Origin of the sequence: Salegentibacter salarius (assembly GCF_900168265.1) — a bacterium.
GTDB classification, from domain to species: Bacteria; Bacteroidota; Bacteroidia; order Flavobacteriales; family Flavobacteriaceae; genus Salegentibacter; species Salegentibacter salarius.
Genome location: NZ_FVZF01000002.1, coordinates 61,860 through 79,486, shown reverse-complemented (window position 1 = coordinate 79,486; position 17,627 = coordinate 61,860). Strand labels below are relative to the sequence as shown.

Genomic DNA, 17,627 nt, shown 5'->3' with positions numbered 1-17,627 from the left:
TATTGATCTAAAGCATAAAAAAGCCGGCTGTTTGGCCGGCTTTTAAAATCTATTTTTTTAATCTTATTGCTCGGTAAACTGAAAGCTTTGTCCGCCAACAGATACTCCTGCCATCGCTCCGGCTTTTGGCATAGTAGCTACACCAACACCGTCCTGAAACTTGATAGTTTTAGATTTACCTCTTTCTACAATAACGGCAGAGGCATTTGCTGATAGTTCATACTCTCCGTCTTTAAAATCATCAAGCGCTTCCTGAGTTTGGAAAAATAGCACTTCTCTGTAAGCCTTTCCGCCTGCCTGAAGTCCTATATCAACTTGTTTAAGATCTGCATAACCAATCATAGCGCCATCTTCATAAACTATACCGTTACCTGAAGCACCACCAATAATGTATGCACCTTTACCTACGTTAGGGAAGATTGCATATCCCACAGAATTGTGGAATAATTCCTGTAGATTATCATCAGCTTGAGTCATTGCCTGCTTAGCTTCAGTCGCATCTTGCCTTAAAGTATCACCATCGCCCATATTTCCTGGGCCACAACTAGTAATGGCTACAAAAAGCATCAAAATACCTGTTTTTCCTAAAAATTCATTCCATTTTTTCATCATCATTCTATTTTTTGGTTAATCACTAAAATAACAAGTGCTTAAAGATTAGGCTGTTAATTCGACGTTATTTGGGAATTTCTTAAAGTCTAATGTGAAAGAATGTTAACTGGAGTAAACTAATTTGTTTTTGGTTATAGGTAATAAAACACCTGTAATTTAATGATTTAAATAATGAATGTTAGAAAGTTCATTTAAATTGTTTGCAGCTTGTTCTGCGGTAATGTCGCGTTGGGGGGCAGCAAACATTTCGTATCCCACCATATATTTCTTAACCGTAGCCGATCTTAAAAGCGGCGGATAAAAACTCATATGAAAATGCCATTCGGGATACTCTTTGCCATCGGTGGGAATTTGATGAATTCCGGAAGAATAGGGGAAAGATGTTTCAAAAAGATTATCGTATTTTATAGTAAGCTTTTTAATAATTTCAGCGAAAGCTTTTTCTTCTTCAGAATTTAATTGACCAATGTGGTGATAATGTTTTTTCGGAATAATCATGGCTTCGTAAGGCCAAACGGCCCAATAGGGAATCAAAGCTACAAAATGCTCATTTTGCGCTAAAATGCGTTCATTTAGTTCTAATTCCTGCTTTAAATACTCACCCAACAAGCTGCTTTTATTTTTATTCCAATATTCTTTAAAATGTTTCGATTTTTTTAAAATTTCTGTTGGGATAGATTTTTGCGACCAGATCTGCCCGTGAGGATGTGGATTGCTGCAACCCATTATTGCACCCTTATTTTCAAAGATCTGCACATAATTTATATCCTCCTTACTGCCTAATTCCCGGTATTCTTTTTTCCAAAGTTTTACAACTTCAGTAATATCATTTTTCTCCATTAGCGGAAGGGTGACAGAGTGGTCTGGTGAAAAACAAACTACTTTGCAAATTCCTGTTTCAGCTTCTGCCTTTAGGAGTCCGTTTTCAAAATCTTCTAAAGGAGCTTCGGGCAGCAGAGATGGGAAATCATTTTCAAAGGAATAAGCGCTTTTATAATCGGGATTGGTTTCTCCACCGGCCCGGGAATTTCCAGGACATAGATAACAGGAGGGATCGTATGTTTCCCGTTTTTCTACATTATTCTTTTCGGTTTTTCCCTGCCAGGGTCTTTTGGTGCGATGTGGTGAAACCAGGATCCATTCCCCGGTTAAAATATTATATCGTCTATGTGGATGTTTGTTTATTTCGGTGTCCAAGATATTTCTTTTAAAGCTTAGAAAATTACCTCAAAGCAAGGTCAAGAGGCATTATTTGATTATAATTTATTTTCGATTATCGAGTAATTTGAGTTCCTTCATCTGGAACCACTGTTATTGCAGTTGGTGTGATATCGAATTTTTCCTGATAAACCTTTTTTACTTCTTCAAAATAAGCATCAATTTTATCGGCTTCTATTAAGTTAATAGTGCAGCCCCCAAAACCACCGCCCATCATTCTGGAGCCGTAAATAAAAGGTTTTTCTTCTGAAAAATCTACGAGGAAATCCAGTTCGGGGCAGCTCACCTCATACTGGTGCTGCAAACCTCTATGTGAGGCGTACATCAACTTTCCAATGGTTTCCAGGTCTCCATTGCGTAAAGCTTTTTCGGTTTTGTGCACGCGTTCATTTTCTTCCAGTACATACAGGCATCGCTTGAAGCCTGCAGCGCCAATTTCTTTCTTGAATTCTTCCAGTATTTTGAAAGTGACCTGCCTTAGTGATTTTACTGCTGTATATTTTTGCTGAATAACTGCCACCGCATTTTCGCATTCCTGCCGCCTGGTGTTGTATTCACTATCGGCCAGGTTATGAGCCACATTAGTGTTTAAAAGCAATAATTTGCAATGTTGAATTTTAGCCGGAATAAAAGTTGCTTCCAGCGACTCGCAATCTAGCTTTATAAAATGATCTTTTTTACTCATTACTGAAGCAAACTGATCCATAATTCCGCAATTGCTGCCAACAAAATTATTTTCTGCCCGCTGGGAAAGTTTTACGATCTCCATTTCTGCCAGATCTAAATTAAATAATGAATTTAAACCTCCGGCAAAACCGCATTCCAGCGCTGCAGAAGAACTAATCCCTGCTCCAATAGGCAGTTCACTTTTCATAATACAGTCAAAGCCCTGTAGTTGTTTACCTAACTTCTGTATTTCATCAATAACCCCTAACAAATAATTTTCCCAGGAATTGGTGCTTTTAGTTACTTTCTGAAGATTAAACTCTACATAAGCATTAAAGGTTTCGCTATAAATTCGGCCTAAATTTTTAGTGTTGTTCCTCCTGAATTTAAAATGAATTTTCTTGTCTATGGCTGCCGGCATTACAAAACCATTGTTGTAATCTGTATGTTCGCCAATTAAGTTTATTCTTCCGGGAGAAGCTACTTTAACTTCCGCCTCAAAACTTTTAAAATCATCAGGTAGCTTGCTATAATTTTCTGCTGTTTTCAAATGCAATTTTATTTAGGAGAATTCCAAAGATAATAAATGTATATTTTACGTTAATTAATTTTTTCTAATTTCTCACATTTCAGTGGCATTTGAATAGTCTTTTTAGTTGTTAAATATGAAGATTCTGCTAGCGCTAAAATTTCGAAAGAGAAGATCCGGAAATTTATATTTCCTTAGTTAATTGAGTTAAAAATTAGGAGTGGAATTCGTTTTCTCTAAAAAATATTATCTTGGATTTCTTTTAAATAATATGCAGCAATTTGCCAATATTTTTATGCCTCTGTCTATCGCCCTAATTATGTTTGGGATAGGCCTGGAGCTTAATTTTAGTAACTTTAGAAGGGTTTTTACTCATCCGCGCGCCATTATCACCGGTCTTGCCTCCCAACTTTTTTTGTTGCCTATTATAGCTTTTCTATTAATTTATTTCTGGCCAATAGACCCCGTCTATAAAATTGGGGTTATGTTGCTTGCCGCCTGTCCCGGGGGAACCGCTTCCAACCTTGTGACTAAAATGCTGAGAGGTAGGGTGGCGCTTTCGGTTTCCTTAACTGCTTTCAATAGTTTTATTATTCTATTTAGTATTCCTCTGGTGGTTCAATTTAGTTTTATGGTTTTTGGGAAAGAGGAGCAATCATTTAGTCTCACCTTTGGAGAAACCATGAGTGATGTTTTATTTACCGTGATCCTACCCGTGGTTGCAGGAATATTACTAAATGAATTTTTTGGATATAAATTCGGGGATAAACTTCACAAGGCTTTGCAATATATTTTACCCGGTATTATGTTGCTGGCTTTTATTGTGGTTATCTTTTTTGATGAATCTCAACAAAATGTAAAATACTTTGAGCACCTTAATCTTTTTATACCTTTAATAATTCTGAATTACGCAACCATAATTGTTGGTTATCTTGTTAGTAGGCGCCTAAAACTGAAACACAGTTCGGCTTACACCATTGCTATTGAAATGGGATTGCAAAATAGTGTACTCGCACTCTTTATCGCTAACCAGGTTTTAAAAGACAAGGATATTAGTCTGGTAGCTATTCTTTATAGCAGTTTTTCCCTAATTACAACTTTTGTAGGTGGGTGGATTTTGAAAAATTATTTTGGAAAGAAGGCTGATAGAAAGCTGAAATAAAAATACCGGCTACGAAAAAACTAAACAGACCCTACTCAATCTAGTCTCTCATTGTAGCCGGCATATTTAATTGCCAAATTAAATAAGTGCAAATACAGATCTATTTGCGTCTATATGTACAAATTTAAAACTTTTGTTACGCGTAATTTTACGGATTCCCGTAAGACTTGCGTTAACCTGTTGATTGTCAGTTTTTATTTTTCCGATATTTTTTTGAATCTATTAAGCAGGAAAACAGAAAGACTTCTAGGACAATGGGAGAATTCAAATGCTACTTTTCTAAATAATTAAATAAACACCACTAATTTTCAACATGCGAGAAATATTAAAAGAATCATATAATTAATTAGTTAAAAAATTGTAATGAACTGAAAATCAACAAAATAGGGTGAAAATCCCCTGACCTGTTAGGAAAGTGTTTTTTACTTTTAACTAATTGATTATTAATCATTAAACGTTCTTTGTTATGAAAAGTTTTTCTAGATTCTTCGTAGCCCCCTGTTTACTGATAATATGCCTTTTAGTAGGATGTAGTGATGATGATGCCGTAGGAAATGCGCAAGAGGAAGAATTCTTGAGTGCACAGATTGATGGCGAAGAGTTTATGGTAGATCGCGTAGTGGGAATTGTTTCCTGTAAAAAACATTTAAATGATTATGGGGGAATAGACCTTCTGATAAAAGCAGGAAACACTAACGGAGAAATTATGGAAATCTTTGTTGGCGATTACGTGGGACCAGGAAATTATTATTTTTAGTAATAACGGACTTCACAAAGGTTGGATGAGGTACGGAGTGGTTGATCCATCTGGAGACTGGTTTTCGTTTGTGGAGAACAGGCAGGCACAAGCTATTCATCCTTTTATCCAAATCCTGAGGGATGACGGTAGTTATGTTAATGGAATTTTTGGTTTTAGAGCTCATAATGCTATAGATAATTCTATAAAACTAGTGAGCAACGGTAATTTTAATTTTAAAATAGATTCTGAATTAGATTAAAAGGAAATTTAAAAAGTTTTTGATGTAGTTTGCTGCAGGCTTCAGGTTCTATGGCAGAGAAAATCTGTACTAGAATTTGAAGTTTTCAGCTTGATAAATTTTGAATTTCTTTCTCTGAGCTCCAAAGTTTAATTTTATTTAACTGCGTTTTCAGATTTTTTCGGAAGAAAAAACTTAAGTTGTTTAAAACTAACCAACTTAAAATTTTAATGATGAACGAGCTTTTTGAAGAAGATAATATCAAACTTAATTTACCGGTAAAAATTAATTATCGGGTTTTGGAAGATGTTCTTCAGAAGAAATTGGTAGGTGAGCAAATAGGAATGGAAGACTCTAATGGCACGGTAAAAAACTATGTTGAAGTACTTGACGCTAATTTAGGAAAAAGCCAACAGCCAAATTTTGATCTTACGCTTAATTTAAAATTGAAAACCCTAACCACCCTTTTTAAGAATAAAGAGGTTAACCTGTTAATGCATATTAGCCTGGGGTTTGATGAAGTAGACCAGGTAATAGATGTTAAGGATTACGAACTGGTAGGCCAGAGTAAAAACTGGTTTATGGATAATTCTTTAGAAACCCTGGCCAATACTTTAATCTATAAAAAGATTAAAAACAAGATGAGGTTAGACCTTAAACCTCACATTAAAGAACAACTGGTTAAAGTAAATGAAAAGCTTGGTGAAGAAATGGAAGCTGCACCGGGAGTTTTTCTTTCTGGCAATGTAAATATATTAAAGGTGGCTGAAATTATTCCTGGAGATACTTTGTTGTTAATTCTGTTGGAAATTAGTGCATATGGTTTTGTAGATATTAAAGAGATTAAACTTTAGGTTCAAAAACCTCTAATATTTTCTCTAAAGCCATTGACCTGGAACCTTTAATTAGAATACTGCAATTTTCTAATTCGGCCAGATGAAGATGCTTTTTAATATTCTCGGTAGTTTCAAATTTTATGATATTCGGCTTGTTAGTAGTGGTCTTTTTAAACTGCTTTCCTACCAGGTACATTTCAGAAATATCAGCATTTTCTAAAAAGTTTACAATTATTTGGTGTTCGGTTTCTGAAGCATTGCCTAGCTCACCCATATCTCCTAAAATTACAATTTTAGTAGTATTGGTTTTGACTTTGTTGAAATGCTGTAAAGAGGCCATCATGCTTGTGGGATTAGCATTGTAGGCATCCAGGTAAATTTTATTAGAATTGCGTTCTATTATTTGTGAACGATTATTAGAAGGGATGTAATTTTCTATAGCTTCTCTTATTTCATCTACAGGAACTTTAAAATACAACCCAATACATAGCGCTGCAGCCATATTTTTAGAGTTATAAGCACCACTTAACTGGCTTTTAAAGGTAGTATCGTTAAAGATGATTTCAGCTGCATTATACGTTTCCGGGTAGATAACTTTTACCTGGGCTTTTCTATTGGTCCCAAAAGTGAAATTGTGCTTATAGTTTATTTCCAATCTTTGTACCTCGTCGTCCAGGTTTAAAAAAATCAACTTTTTATTTTCTTTTAAATGTCTATATAATTCAGTTTTTGCTTGTATTACTCCGTCCAAACTCCCGAATCCTTCCAGGTGGGCTTTCCCGAAGTTTGTGATAAATCCATAATCTGGCATCACTATATTAGACAAGAACTCAATTTCGCCGGGGTGGTTTGCTCCCATTTCAATTAATCCTAATTCAGTCTCCTCGTCCATCGCAAGTAAACTAAGGGGTACTCCAATATGATTGTTGAGATTTCCCTGGGTTGCGGTCACTGTGTATTTTTTGGAAAGTACGTTGTAGATTAGCTCCTTGGTAGTGGTTTTTCCATTACTACCTGTTATGCCAATTATTGGAATGCCAAGGAATTTTCTATGGAATTTAGCTAGCTTTTGAAGTGCCTCCAAGCTGTTCTTAACTACAATATATTCCTTGTCGTTGAGCGCGGCATCACTGTCGTCTACAATTGCGCAAATGGCTCCTTTTTCGATGGCCTGTGCAGCAAATAGGTTGCCATTAAAATTAGCTCCTTTTAAAGCGAAGAAAATGCTTCCGGGTTTAATGTTTCGGGTATCGGTAGAAATTCCGGTGCTTACCAGAAATCTTTGGTGGATAATTGCTGTTTTCATATTGCGCTTTTTCTAAGCCTTTATTTAACTTGTTAGAGGTCTTTAAAATTAAAGCTATAAAAAAAGCCCTAAACGAATAGGGCTTTTATCATAATTTTTAGAAGATTAGAATTTTCTAATTCCTTGCTTTCTTATTGTCATCTAAAGATTTTGAACCAACTCTGGACATGGCATTTCTAAATCCAATATAGTCTGTAGCCATATCCTGTGGGAAATATCTACGCTGTGCCGGGTCTAACCAATAAGCGCGATCTCTCCAGGAACCACCTTTATAAACTCTAACCTCGTCACTAATAAGGGTTGTTCTGTCTGCAGTGTCATACCCACGTTTTGCTACTCCTGTGCTATCTTTAGCTCCAGCTACATTATAAGTTGGAGAGTTGTACATACGTTGAGAATCATCTTCAGCTTCCTGGTAGGATCTGTAATAACGGCTAGAGCTTTTGTCTCCATCTCTAAAGTTACGTTGATCACTATCTGTATAATTGGTACGCATATAAGTATCTTCTTCGGTAACTGGAACCTGTGCAATATCACCTGGGTAGGATCTTGCAACCAGTCTTCCTGTAGCTAAAGTGTCAAATTCAATTTCGTCTACTCCAACTACCTTTACACTTCCGTCTTCGTTAATAGCGTTTTTGGTGTAGACATTTCCTCTGTAGTAGTTGAAGTCATTAAATTCATCATCAACTATTGGGCGGTATACATCAGCTACCCACTCTGCTACGTTTCCGGCCATATCATAAAGTCCGAAATCGTTAGGTTCGTAAGATTTTACTTCAGCAGTAATATCGGCACCATCATCACTCCAGCCTGCAATACCTCCATAATCTCCGTTACTTTGCTTAAAGTTAGCTAATTGGTCTCCCTGTTTTTTAACATCACCAGATCTGGTGTATTGACCATCCCATGGATATTTTTTTCTTCCTCTGTAAACATTATAATCTCTAATTCCTACTAAGGAAGATGCAGCGTATTCCCATTCAGCTTCAGTTGGTAAACGGTATTCCGGTAATAAAATTCCGTCTTTACGCTGAACATAAGTTTGTCCTCCAAGTGCATTCCCGTCTGCATCAGTGTTTTGATTATCAATCAAATCCTGAGACTCGTCGCCACCCTGGCTAATTTCAGTATTCCCTCCATAGGCCTTACTTGGCGCATTAAGGTAGGTTTCTGTATTAAAAGTGGTTCCAGCCTGTACATCGGTTAAACGTGCACCTTCTTTAGTGTAACCGCCTTCCTCTAAAAGAAGTTCGTTCACCCTGTCGGTTCTCCATTTACTGAATTCTACTGCCTGTATCCAGCTTACACCAACTACCGGATAGTTTCCGTAAGCGGGGTGACGTAGATAGTTGTTTACCATCGTTTCATTATACCCAAGTCTGTTTCTCCAAACAAGTGTATCTGGCACGGCACCATTATATATATTTCGGAAGTTTTCCTGTGTAGGAGGGAAAACCTTTTTTAACCAATCAAGGTATTCCATATACATCATATTGGTAACTTCGGTTTCGTCCATGTAAAAGGACTGAACATGTTGTTGGGTAGGAGTATTATTCCAATCGTGCATTACATCATCCTGCACCTGTCCCATAGTAAAGGTTCCACCCTCTACAAAAACCAGCCCGGGGCCAGCTTCCTGTTCTTTATAATCTGTGTTGTATTGAAATCCGCCTTCATCTGAATTAATGTCCCATCCGGTTGCCCTGGATCTATCATCATAATCTCGGGAATTATTACAGCTTAGTAAACCAACGCTAAGCACGAGGGTTAAAAAGGCTCTAAAAGCAATATTGATTCTCATATTCATCATCTCTTTTGGTAGAAATATTAGGCTTTGCAATATAGTAATTAACGCTAAAAGTACAAGTTTATTTTATGTTGTCTCCAAGGTTTCAATTTTCTTTAAAACCCTGATGACCTTAGGGCTTAGGATAGATTGAACGCTTAAAATTTATCTCCCAGCCCTTTTAATTTAATCTTAGCCTGGGCTGGAAAGCAGCAAAATTAAATGATTTTTATTTAACTGACGGTTGCTATGCTTAAAAAAAGTGCTTAAAATACCGGAGATACAATATTTTAGCCATTTCGCAGTTGTTATAGACCTACTCTAATTATTTTTGTCATTATGGGAACTAAAAGTATTTCCTTTTTGTCAAATAGATTAATTTAAAACTTAAGGTCTTTTCTTAACAAGATTATTAGTATATATTTGTTAATCATTAATTAATATGATGAAAAAAATTACAATATTATTGCTCGCGTTTGTTTTAGGCTCTCAGTTTAAAACGAATGCCCAGGAAGAAAGGGATAGGGTTATTACTACTGCGGTCCCTTTTTTACTTGTAGCAGCAGATGCCAGGGCAGCCGGAATGGGTGACCAGGGAGTAGCTACTTCCCCCGATGTGTTTTCCCAACAGTGGAATCCTGCAAAATATGCTTTTGCTTCCAGCGAGCATGGGATAGGCTTTTCGTATACGCCGTATCTAAGTGATATTGTTAACGATATATTTCTTGGAAATATTAGCTATTACCAGCGAATAAGTGATAGAAGTGCTTTTGCTTCCAGCTTAAGATATTTTAGTTTGGGAAGTATAGAAAGGCGTTCTACTATAGAGCAGGCGCCTTTAGTTGTGAATCCTAATGAGCTTACTTTTGATCTTTCTTATTCTTTACAATTGAGTGAAAATATCGCAATGGCAGTCGCCGGGCGTTATTTGCGCTCAGATCTTGGTTTACAGGATGAAGAAGATTTAGGTGCGGCTAATAGCTTTGGGGTAGATATTGCTGCTTTTTATCGCAGTGATCAGTTAACTTATTCGGGTTTTGATGGAGTATGGAAAGCAGGTGCTAATATTTCCAATATTGGCCCCAAGATGAAATATGAAGATGCCGGCCAGGAAAATTTTATTCCTACTAATTTAAAAGTAGGAGGTGGTTTTGATTTTATCTTCGATATTGAAAATCGTTTAGGAGCTTACCTTGAATTCAATAAATTACTAGTGCCGACTCCTAAAGATTTCAATAATGATGGTGATATTGATGCAGAAGATGATGCCGAATATAATGATATTGGTGCCATAGAAGGAATTTTTACATCTTTTGGTGATGCGCCGGGCGGTTTTATTGAAGAGCTTAGGGAGGTAACCTGGGCATTGGGAGCTGAATATATGTACCGCGAAGCTTTTGCATTTCGCGCCGGTTATTTTAGCGAAAGTCTTACCAAAGGTTCCAGGAGATTTGTTTCTTTTGGAGCAGGTTTTAAATATGAGCGGGTAAATATAGATATCTCTTATTTATTTTCTACCTCGCCGGTACCAAGTCCTTTAGAAGGAACCCTGCGTTTTGGATTAACATTTAACTTTGGAGATCAATACTCGGTTTATTAATTTCTTTTGAGAAATACTGTTTTAAATTAATATTTGCTGCCTGAAAGGTTTCTATTATCTTTCCCTTTCAATATTTTTTATATGAAACCATTTAAAGTTACCTCTAATTTTGAGGTTTATGATGCTGTAGAAGAACTTCCAGAGGCTATTCAGGATTTAATGAAAGAAGCAGTTTTGGCAAGAGATAATGCATATGCGCCTTATTCTCAATTTAAAGTTGGTGCTGCTTTGGCCTTAGATAATAATGAGGTTGTTACCGGTAGTAACCAGGAAAACGCTTCTTATCCTTCCGGATTGTGTGCAGAACGTACCGCAATTTATTACGCCGGTGCCAGGTATCCTGAATCGCAAATTGAAAATATTGCTATTTCTGCTAAATCTATGAAGCATAAGGTTGAAGCTCCTGTGCCGCCCTGCGGTGCTTGTAGGCAGGCATTAGTGGAATATGAGGTGAGGCAGGAAGCGGAAATTGCAGTATATTTTATGGGAGAGAGCGGCAAGGTGATGAAGGCAAATTCTATAAAAGATTTACTACCTTTAATATTCGATAATTCGGCCTTATAACGTTTTCGTTATTTTTGCTTAAAAACTGTTTTCCATTCTTATTGAAAATAGTATTTTTGTTATCCGCTTGGCAAACCCTATCTGTCTGGCCTAAAATTAATAAGTTAAATGAAGAAAGTAACAAAAGCCACGTATTTAAAGTGGTACGAGGATATGCTGTTTTGGCGTAAATTTGAAGACAAACTTGCGCAAGTTTACATTCAGCAGAAAGTAAGAGGTTTTTTGCATTTGTATAATGGGCAGGAAGCTATCCTGGCTGGAGCCCTTCATGTGATGGACCTGGAAAAGGATAAAATGATCACCGCTTATCGTAACCACGTGCAGCCAATTGGTTTGGGAGTAGATCCTAAGCGTGTAATGGCAGAGCTTTATGGTAAAGGGACCGGTACTTCTCAGGGTCTTGGTGGTTCTATGCATATTTTCTCTAAAGAACATAACTTTTATGGAGGTCACGGTATTGTAGGTGGGCAAATTCCACTTGGTGCCGGGCTTGCGTTTGCAGATAAATACTTTAAGCGCGAAGCGGTAACCCTTACCTTTTTAGGAGATGGTGCTGCTAGACAGGGTTCTCTTCATGAGACTTTAAATATGGCCGTAAAATGGAATTTACCGGTGGTATTTTGTGTAGAGAATAACGGTTATGCAATGGGAACATCTGTAGCCAGAACCTCTAAAGGAACAGATATCTGGAAACTTGGTAATGGTTACGAAATGCCTTGTGGTCCTGTAGATGCGATGGATCCTACCAAAGTTGCAGAGGCTTTAGACGAAGCGATTAAAAGAGCAAGAAAAGGTGACGGTCCTACATTTTTAGAAATGAAAACTTACCGTTATAGAGGTCATTCAATGAGTGATGCACAAAAATATAGAACAAAAGATGAAGTTGCAGAATATCAGGAATTAGATCCAATCACTAAGGTGTTGAAGATAATTAAGGATAAAAAGTATGCTTCAGAAGATGAAATAAAAGAGATCAACAAACGCGTTAAGGATAAAGTATCTGAATGTGAGAAATTTGCCGAAGAGTCAGATTTCCCAGAAAAGAACGTGATGTATGATGTTGTTTACGAACAAAAAGATTATCCGTTTTTAGCACATAAACCTCAGTAAATTATGGCAGAAGTAATTAATATGCCGCGTTTGAGCGACACCATGGAAGAAGGTGTTGTTGCAAAGTGGCTAAAGCAAAAAGGTGATAAAGTTGAAGAAGGAGATATCCTTGCTGAAATTGAAACCGATAAAGCTACGATGGAGTTTGAGTCTTTCTATGAAGGAACTTTACTTCACATAGGCATCGAAGAGGGCGAGACCGCTCCCGTAGATACCCTGCTTGCTATCATTGGAGAGGAAGGCGAAGATATTTCAGAATTACTGAAAGGCGGCGGAGATGCCGATAAAAAGAAACAAGAAGATACCTCAGATTCTGATGAAGACGAGGGCGAAGATGAAGCTGAAAGTGATGGTGATAGCGACGACGGAGGAATTCCTGAAGGTGTAGAAATCATTACAATGCCTCGTTTAAGCGATACCATGGAAGAAGGTACCGTGGCTTCGTGGTTGAAAAAAGAAGGTGATAAAGTTGAAGAAGGAGATATCCTGGCCGAGATCGAAACCGATAAGGCTACGATGGAATTCGAATCTTTTTACGAAGGAACTTTATTGAAAATTGGTCTTGAAGAAGGTGAAACCGCGAAAGTAGATAGTCTTTTAGCCATTATTGGACCGGACGGAACAGATGTTTCCAATGTTTCAGTAGATGGAAAGTCTAAAAAGAAATCTTCAGCAAAATCTGAAAAGAAAGACGATAAAAAAGAAGAGAAATCTGAAGAAAAGGAAAGTAAGTCTTCAGAAAAGAAATCTTCAGGTTCATCTAAGAATGGCGGAAGAATATTTGCTTCTCCATTAGCTAAGAAAATGGCAGAAGATAAAGGTATAGATCTTTCTGATGTTGAAGGTAGCGGTGGGAATGGCCGTATCGTAAAGAAAGATATTGAAGATTATAAACCTTCAGAAAAACCTGCTGAAGCAAAATCTGAAGCTAAAGATACTGCTGCTGCATCACAACCTTATGTGCCTGCAGGAGAAGAAAGCTTTGAGGAGATTAAAAACTCTCAAATGCGTAAAACTATTGCGAAGAGACTTGGGGAATCTAAGTTTAACGCGCCGCATTATTACCTAACTATAGAGGTAGATATGGCGAATGCAATGGCTTCTCGTAAGCAGATTAACGAAATGCCAGATATTAAGGTTTCCTTTAATGATATGGTGATTAAAGCCAGTGCAATGGCGCTTCGTAAGCACCCGCAGGTAAACAGCCAGTGGACAGGAGAATCTATGAAAATCGCTAAACACATTCATATGGGTGTTGCTGTAGCGGTAGAAGAAGGTCTTGTTGTTCCTGTTCTAAAATTTGCCGATCAAATGTCTATGACCCAAATTGGGAATAATGTAAAAGACGTTGCCGGGAAAGCCAGAAACAAGAAATTACAACCAAAAGATATGGAAGGGAGTACTTTTACCGTATCTAACCTTGGGATGTTTGGTATTGTGGAGTTTACAAGTATCATTAACCAACCAAACTCTGCAATCCTTTCTGTAGGAACTATCGTTGAAAAACCGGTAGTGAAAAATGGAGAAATTGTAATAGGAAATACAATGAAGTTAACACTTGCCTGTGATCATAGAACAGTAGACGGTGCAACCGGTGCTGCTTTCTTGAAAACGCTTAGAACTTACCTGGAAAACCCGGTAACTATGTTGGCGTAACCCAGGTTTATAATAACTAATTATTAAAATCCCGCACACTTGCGGGATTTTTTTATCTTTAACGGTATGAGAAAAATTACATTAAGTTTTACGATACTTGTTGCTTTCCTACTTATTGTTTCCTGCGGAAATGCGCAAGCGGTTCAATCTGCCCAGGAAATAAAAACCAGTTTAAATGCCAATGTTCAGCAAGATGAAGTTGAAGAATTACTGAAATATTTATCTTCAAACGAATTAGAAGGAAGACAGACCGGTACAGAAGGAATAGAGCTTGCCGCGCAAAAAATAGAAAAGGTTTTTCAGGAAAATGACATTCAAAAATATTTTGATACCTATCGCCACAATTTTGAAATAAACGGCGTTGAAGGATTTAATATTGTTGGAATGCTGGAAGGTAATGATCCAGAGCTTAAGGATCAGTTTATCATTCTTGGAGCGCATTACGATCATATAGGGATCCAGGAATCCGTAGAAGGAGATTCTATTGCCAATGGAGCTAACGATAATGCTGCAGGCACCGTTACAGTTGTAGAACTGGCCAAGAAATTTGCCGAAATAGATAATAATAAGCGAAGCATTATGTTCGTGTTATTTTCTGCGGAAGAAATGGGACTGGTAGGAGCAAAGAGAATTGCGCAAGAACTTAAAGAAGATAAACTGGATTTATACGCTTTATTCAATTTTGAAATGATTGGCGTGCCAATGAATGATAAAGATTATATAGGTTATCTCACTGGTTACGAAAACTCTAATTTTGCTGAAAAATTCAATGAATATTCTGGGGAAAAAGTACTGGGTTTTTTACCACAGGCCAAAGAATACAATCTATTTAAACGAAGCGATAATTACCCGTTTTTCGAAGAATTCAATGTGCCAGCACAAACAATCTCAACGTTCGATTTTACTAATTACGATTACTATCATCACGTGGCGGATGAAGCCCAAAAACTGGATTTGACGCATATGACCAATGTGATAGAAAGTGTGATTCCGGGAATATTGAAAATGGCCAATACACCTGAAAAAGAAATAAAATTAAACAAGCAGGTTTCGGAGTAATACCAATATAATTGAAATAGGAGCCCGTTAGAAATTTACTCGATAATCGAGATTAAATGCTTCAAGGCTTGCCTTGAAATCGGATTATATTTTCCAATAACAATGCTTCGTGATCTTGCTCCGAAGTTTTTTGCTTAACTGAGATTAAAAGATTATTAAAAAAATGAAACATATTGTCATAACAGGAACTAGCCGTGGAATGGGTTACGAAATGGTGAAGCTCTTTGCTGAAAAGGGGCACAAAGTACTGGCGCTTTCCCGAAATGATAAACCGGTTTCTGAGTTAAATTTAGAAAATGTAACTGCAATATCCTGCGATATTTCAAAAGTTGAAGACCTTGAGAAAGTTTCAGCGTTCGTGGAGTCAAAATGGAAACAGGTAGATGTTTTAATAAACAATGCCGGGGCACTTATTAATAAAGATTTTGAAAAAATTTCAGCTGAAGAATTTCAGAAAATATATAGTACCAATGTTTTTGGAGTAATTGGTTTAACTCAAAAAATATTGCCTTTTATGAAAAAAGATGCGCACGTGGTGAATATTAGTACCATGGGCGGTGTACAGGGTAGTGTGAAATTTCCGGGTCTTTCGGCATATAGTTCCAGTAAGGCGGCGGTAATTACGTTAACCGAGCTTTTAGCCGAAGAATACAAAGAAAAAGGACCTTCATTTAATGTACTTGCTCTTGGTGCTGTACAAACCGAAATGCTGGAAGAAGCATTTCCCGGATTGGAAGTTCCGCTTTCGGCAAAAGATATGGCAGAGTATATTGCGAATTTTAGCCTTACTGGGCATAAATTTTATAATGGTAAATTGCTCCAGGTTTCTAACAGTACGCCTTAGCCAATGAGAGAAATCCTTGAAAGATATATTCCAGAACGAGCCGTTTCTCCGGTGTTTGAAATGATAAAGGTGAATAATGTTCATTTAAAAATTGTAAATGAACGTAAGACCAGGCACGGCGATTATCGCAGAATGCCAAATGGGGCACAACAAATTACGGTAAATGCCAATTTAAATAAATACCGTTTTTTAATTACTTTAGTTCACGAGATTGCCCATTTGTTAGCTTTTGAAAAATTTGGAAGGCAAATAAAGCCCCACGGGCAGGAGTGGAAATTTACTTTTAGGGAATTAATGTTGCCTTTTATTAGGCCCGAAATTTTCCCTTCAGGCTTGCTTCCTGTAATTGCGCAGCATTTTAGAAATCCTAAAGCCAGTAGCGATACCGATGCAAAATTATCTGTAGCGCTCAAAACTTTTGATCCTGAGAACGATAAAAATTATATTTTTGAAATACCATTTGGAGGAATTTTTAGAATCTATAATGGGAAAACGTTTAAAAAAGGGGAAAGAAGAATAAAACGCTACGAATGTCTGGAAGTAGACACAGGTAAAATTTATTTGTTTCAGCCCAATGCAGAAGTAGAGTTGCTTAAAAATTAATTCCTTTTTTATGAAAAACACAAATCACTACGCAATCTTAATGGCAGGCGGAATTGGTTCCCGGTTTTGGCCGGTGAGTACTACGCAATATCCAAAACAATTTCAGGATATTTTGGGCGTGGGGTCTACACTTATACAAACCACTTTTCATCGTTTGGCTAAGCTAATGCCTTCAGAAAATATCATAATTCTTACCCATAAAGATTATAAGAAAACTGTAAAAGAGCAACTGCCGCAGGTTAAGGATCATCAAATTGTATTGGAGCCCGAGATGCGGAATACCGCTCCCAGTATCTTATTAGGAGCCTTAAAGATTAAAAAGAAGAATAAAGATGCCCTAATTCTATTGGCACCCAGCGATCACTGGATTCAGGGAGATGTAGCATTTCAGGAAAATATTGAAGAGGCTTTTCAAATTGTAGCTTCAGAAGATAAACTAATTACCCTGGGAATTGAGCCTACTTTTCCCAACACCGGTTATGGATATATTCAATATAAAAAAGACGATGCTGAAGGTGCTAAACCGGTATTAAAGTTCACCGAAAAACCTTCTTTTAAAAAGGCGGAAACTTTTATAGAAGAAGGGAATTACCTTTGGAATGCGGGAATATTTATATGGAGTGCTGCTTTTATTGTGAAGAGTTTTCAGAAATATCAACCCGAAACTTTCAGGCTCTTTGAGAAAGGGAATGAGGTGTATAATACCGAAAAAGAACAGGAGTTTTTAGATGAAAATTATCATAAAACACAGAATGTTTCTATAGATTATGCTATTATGGAAAAGTCTGATAGCGTATATGTAATTCCAGCGAAATTCAAATGGAACGATCTGGGAACCTGGAAATCTCTGGAAGATGAATTGCCACAAGACGAAGACCATAATACTATGGTAGACGGAAGATTGTTACCGATAAATTCTACCGGAAATATTATTAAAACCAAAAACAATAAAGTAGTTGTTCTAGATGGGCTGAAAGATTTTGTGGTAGTAGAAGATGATAGAGTGTTGTTAATTACTCCGAAAAAGAAAATACAGGAAATCAAGGCGCTTAGGGAAAAAGCTATTGAAAAATTTGGGGAAGATCTAGGTTAAATT

The 17,627-nt window shown here is 37.0% G+C and carries 17 protein-coding genes; 12 read left to right on the top strand and 5 right to left on the bottom strand.

Going from position 1 to position 17,627, the window contains the following annotated elements; translation table 11 throughout:
* Positions 1 to 63 precede the first annotated feature (63 nt).
* From B5440_RS01685 to galK, 3 genes are all read right to left on the bottom strand, one after another.
* Positions 64 to 615 (bottom strand): lipid-binding SYLF domain-containing protein, encoded by a 552-nt coding sequence (locus B5440_RS01685; protein WP_232755993.1) that lies wholly within the window; start codon positions 613 to 615, stop codon positions 64 to 66.
* A 153-nt stretch (positions 616 to 768) separates the two neighbouring features.
* A complete protein-coding gene (locus B5440_RS01680) occupies positions 769 to 1,809 on the bottom strand; it encodes a UDP-glucose--hexose-1-phosphate uridylyltransferase (protein WP_070053765.1) in 1,041 nt (346 codons plus the stop codon).
* Between the two features lie 76 nt (positions 1,810 to 1,885).
* Positions 1,886 to 3,046, bottom strand: coding sequence for a galactokinase (galK, locus tag B5440_RS01675; RefSeq protein WP_070053764.1), 1,161 nt, complete (start codon positions 3,044 to 3,046; stop codon positions 1,886 to 1,888).
* Positions 3,047 to 3,245: 199 nt separating this feature from the next.
* Here galK and B5440_RS01670 point away from each other — a divergent pair, with 199 nt between their 5' ends.
* The 4 genes from B5440_RS01670 (at position 3,246) to B5440_RS01655 (ending at position 6,018) form a co-directional block, all read left to right on the top strand.
* Complete coding sequence (locus B5440_RS01670; RefSeq protein ID WP_070053763.1) at positions 3,246 to 4,187, top strand: bile acid:sodium symporter family protein; 942 nt, start codon at positions 3,246 to 3,248, stop codon at positions 4,185 to 4,187.
* A 466-nt stretch (positions 4,188 to 4,653) separates the two neighbouring features.
* Positions 4,654 to 4,944 carry a hypothetical protein gene (locus B5440_RS01665; RefSeq protein ID WP_070053762.1) on the top strand — a complete coding sequence of 97 codons (291 nt, stop codon included), beginning with the start codon at positions 4,654 to 4,656 and terminating at the stop codon, positions 4,942 to 4,944.
* The gene (locus tag B5440_RS01660) at positions 4,907 to 5,185 is read left to right on the top strand and encodes a hypothetical protein (protein WP_141728119.1); all 279 of its coding nucleotides are present in this window, start codon (positions 4,907 to 4,909) and stop codon (positions 5,183 to 5,185) included. The genes B5440_RS01665 and B5440_RS01660 overlap by 38 nt, the downstream gene beginning before the upstream one ends.
* 209 nt (positions 5,186 to 5,394) lie before the next feature.
* A complete protein-coding gene (locus B5440_RS01655; protein WP_070053905.1) occupies positions 5,395 to 6,018 on the top strand; it encodes a DUF4403 family protein in 624 nt (207 codons plus the stop codon).
* On the opposite strand, the gene B5440_RS01650 is transcribed toward B5440_RS01655, so the two are convergent.
* Together B5440_RS01650 and gldJ are read right to left on the bottom strand one after the other, a co-directional pair.
* Positions 6,008 to 7,306 carry a UDP-N-acetylmuramoyl-tripeptide--D-alanyl-D-alanine ligase gene (locus tag B5440_RS01650; protein WP_070053760.1) on the bottom strand — a complete coding sequence of 433 codons (1,299 nt, stop codon included), beginning with the start codon at positions 7,304 to 7,306 and terminating at the stop codon, positions 6,008 to 6,010. The two genes, B5440_RS01655 and B5440_RS01650, sit on opposite strands and share 11 nt — an antisense overlap.
* 115 nt (positions 7,307 to 7,421) lie before the next feature.
* Complete coding sequence (gene gldJ, locus B5440_RS01645) at positions 7,422 to 9,116, bottom strand: gliding motility lipoprotein GldJ (protein WP_449415951.1); 1,695 nt, start codon at positions 9,114 to 9,116, stop codon at positions 7,422 to 7,424.
* Between the two features lie 424 nt (positions 9,117 to 9,540).
* Between gldJ and porV the strand changes: the two genes are divergently transcribed.
* The 8 genes from porV to B5440_RS01605 all read left to right on the top strand — a co-directional run bounded on the left by porV (position 9,541) and on the right by B5440_RS01605 (position 17,624).
* Positions 9,541 to 10,695: a type IX secretion system outer membrane channel protein PorV gene (gene porV / locus B5440_RS01640; protein ID WP_070053758.1), complete on the top strand. Its 1,155-nt coding sequence runs from the start codon at positions 9,541 to 9,543 to the stop codon at positions 10,693 to 10,695.
* 81 nt (positions 10,696 to 10,776) lie between these two features.
* Positions 10,777 to 11,259, top strand: coding sequence for a cytidine deaminase (gene cdd, locus B5440_RS01635; RefSeq protein ID WP_070053904.1), 483 nt, complete (start codon positions 10,777 to 10,779; stop codon positions 11,257 to 11,259).
* 108 nt (positions 11,260 to 11,367) lie between these two features.
* The gene (pdhA, locus tag B5440_RS01630; RefSeq protein WP_070053757.1) at positions 11,368 to 12,369 is read left to right on the top strand and encodes a pyruvate dehydrogenase (acetyl-transferring) E1 component subunit alpha; all 1,002 of its coding nucleotides are present in this window, start codon (positions 11,368 to 11,370) and stop codon (positions 12,367 to 12,369) included.
* Between the two features lie 3 nt (positions 12,370 to 12,372).
* Positions 12,373 to 14,025, top strand: coding sequence for a pyruvate dehydrogenase complex dihydrolipoamide acetyltransferase (locus B5440_RS01625; RefSeq protein ID WP_070053756.1), 1,653 nt, complete (start codon positions 12,373 to 12,375; stop codon positions 14,023 to 14,025).
* A gap of 66 nt (positions 14,026 to 14,091) precedes the next feature.
* Positions 14,092 to 15,084 carry a M20/M25/M40 family metallo-hydrolase gene (locus B5440_RS01620; RefSeq protein ID WP_070053755.1) on the top strand — a complete coding sequence of 331 codons (993 nt, stop codon included), beginning with the start codon at positions 14,092 to 14,094 and terminating at the stop codon, positions 15,082 to 15,084.
* Between the two features lie 163 nt (positions 15,085 to 15,247).
* Complete coding sequence (locus B5440_RS01615; RefSeq protein ID WP_070053754.1) at positions 15,248 to 15,928, top strand: SDR family NAD(P)-dependent oxidoreductase; 681 nt, start codon at positions 15,248 to 15,250, stop codon at positions 15,926 to 15,928.
* A 3-nt stretch (positions 15,929 to 15,931) separates the two neighbouring features.
* Entirely contained in the window at positions 15,932 to 16,531 is a 600-nt protein-coding gene (locus B5440_RS01610) for a SprT-like domain-containing protein (protein WP_070053753.1), read from the top strand.
* Positions 16,532 to 16,541: 10 nt separating this feature from the next.
* Positions 16,542 to 17,624, top strand: coding sequence for a mannose-1-phosphate guanylyltransferase (locus B5440_RS01605; RefSeq protein WP_070053752.1), 1,083 nt, complete (start codon positions 16,542 to 16,544; stop codon positions 17,622 to 17,624).
* Positions 17,625 to 17,627 lie beyond the last annotated feature (3 nt).

Bases quoted from the DNA above. Each gene is read 5' to 3' on its own strand.
- B5440_RS01650 (WP_070053760.1), bottom strand. From the start codon at position 7,306: ATGAAAACAGCAATTATCCACCAAAGATTTCTGGTAAGCACCGGAATT.
- B5440_RS01685 (WP_232755993.1), bottom strand. From the start codon at position 615: ATGATGATGAAAAAATGGAATGAATTTTTAGGAAAAACAGGTATTTTG.
- B5440_RS01610 (WP_070053753.1), top strand. From the start codon at position 15,932: ATGAGAGAAATCCTTGAAAGATATATTCCAGAACGAGCCGTTTCTCCG.
- B5440_RS01655 (WP_070053905.1), top strand. From the start codon at position 5,395: ATGATGAACGAGCTTTTTGAAGAAGATAATATCAAACTTAATTTACCG.
- B5440_RS01605 (WP_070053752.1), top strand. From the start codon at position 16,542: ATGAAAAACACAAATCACTACGCAATCTTAATGGCAGGCGGAATTGGT.
- gldJ (WP_449415951.1), bottom strand. From the start codon at position 9,116: ATGAATATGAGAATCAATATTGCTTTTAGAGCCTTTTTAACCCTCGTG.
- pdhA (WP_070053757.1), top strand. From the start codon at position 11,368: ATGAAGAAAGTAACAAAAGCCACGTATTTAAAGTGGTACGAGGATATG.
- B5440_RS01625 (WP_070053756.1), top strand. From the start codon at position 12,373: ATGGCAGAAGTAATTAATATGCCGCGTTTGAGCGACACCATGGAAGAA.
- B5440_RS01665 (WP_070053762.1), top strand. From the start codon at position 4,654: ATGAAAAGTTTTTCTAGATTCTTCGTAGCCCCCTGTTTACTGATAATA.
- B5440_RS01620 (WP_070053755.1), top strand. From the start codon at position 14,092: ATGAGAAAAATTACATTAAGTTTTACGATACTTGTTGCTTTCCTACTT.
- porV (WP_070053758.1), top strand. From the start codon at position 9,541: ATGAAAAAAATTACAATATTATTGCTCGCGTTTGTTTTAGGCTCTCAG.
- cdd (WP_070053904.1), top strand. From the start codon at position 10,777: ATGAAACCATTTAAAGTTACCTCTAATTTTGAGGTTTATGATGCTGTA.
- B5440_RS01615 (WP_070053754.1), top strand. From the start codon at position 15,248: ATGAAACATATTGTCATAACAGGAACTAGCCGTGGAATGGGTTACGAA.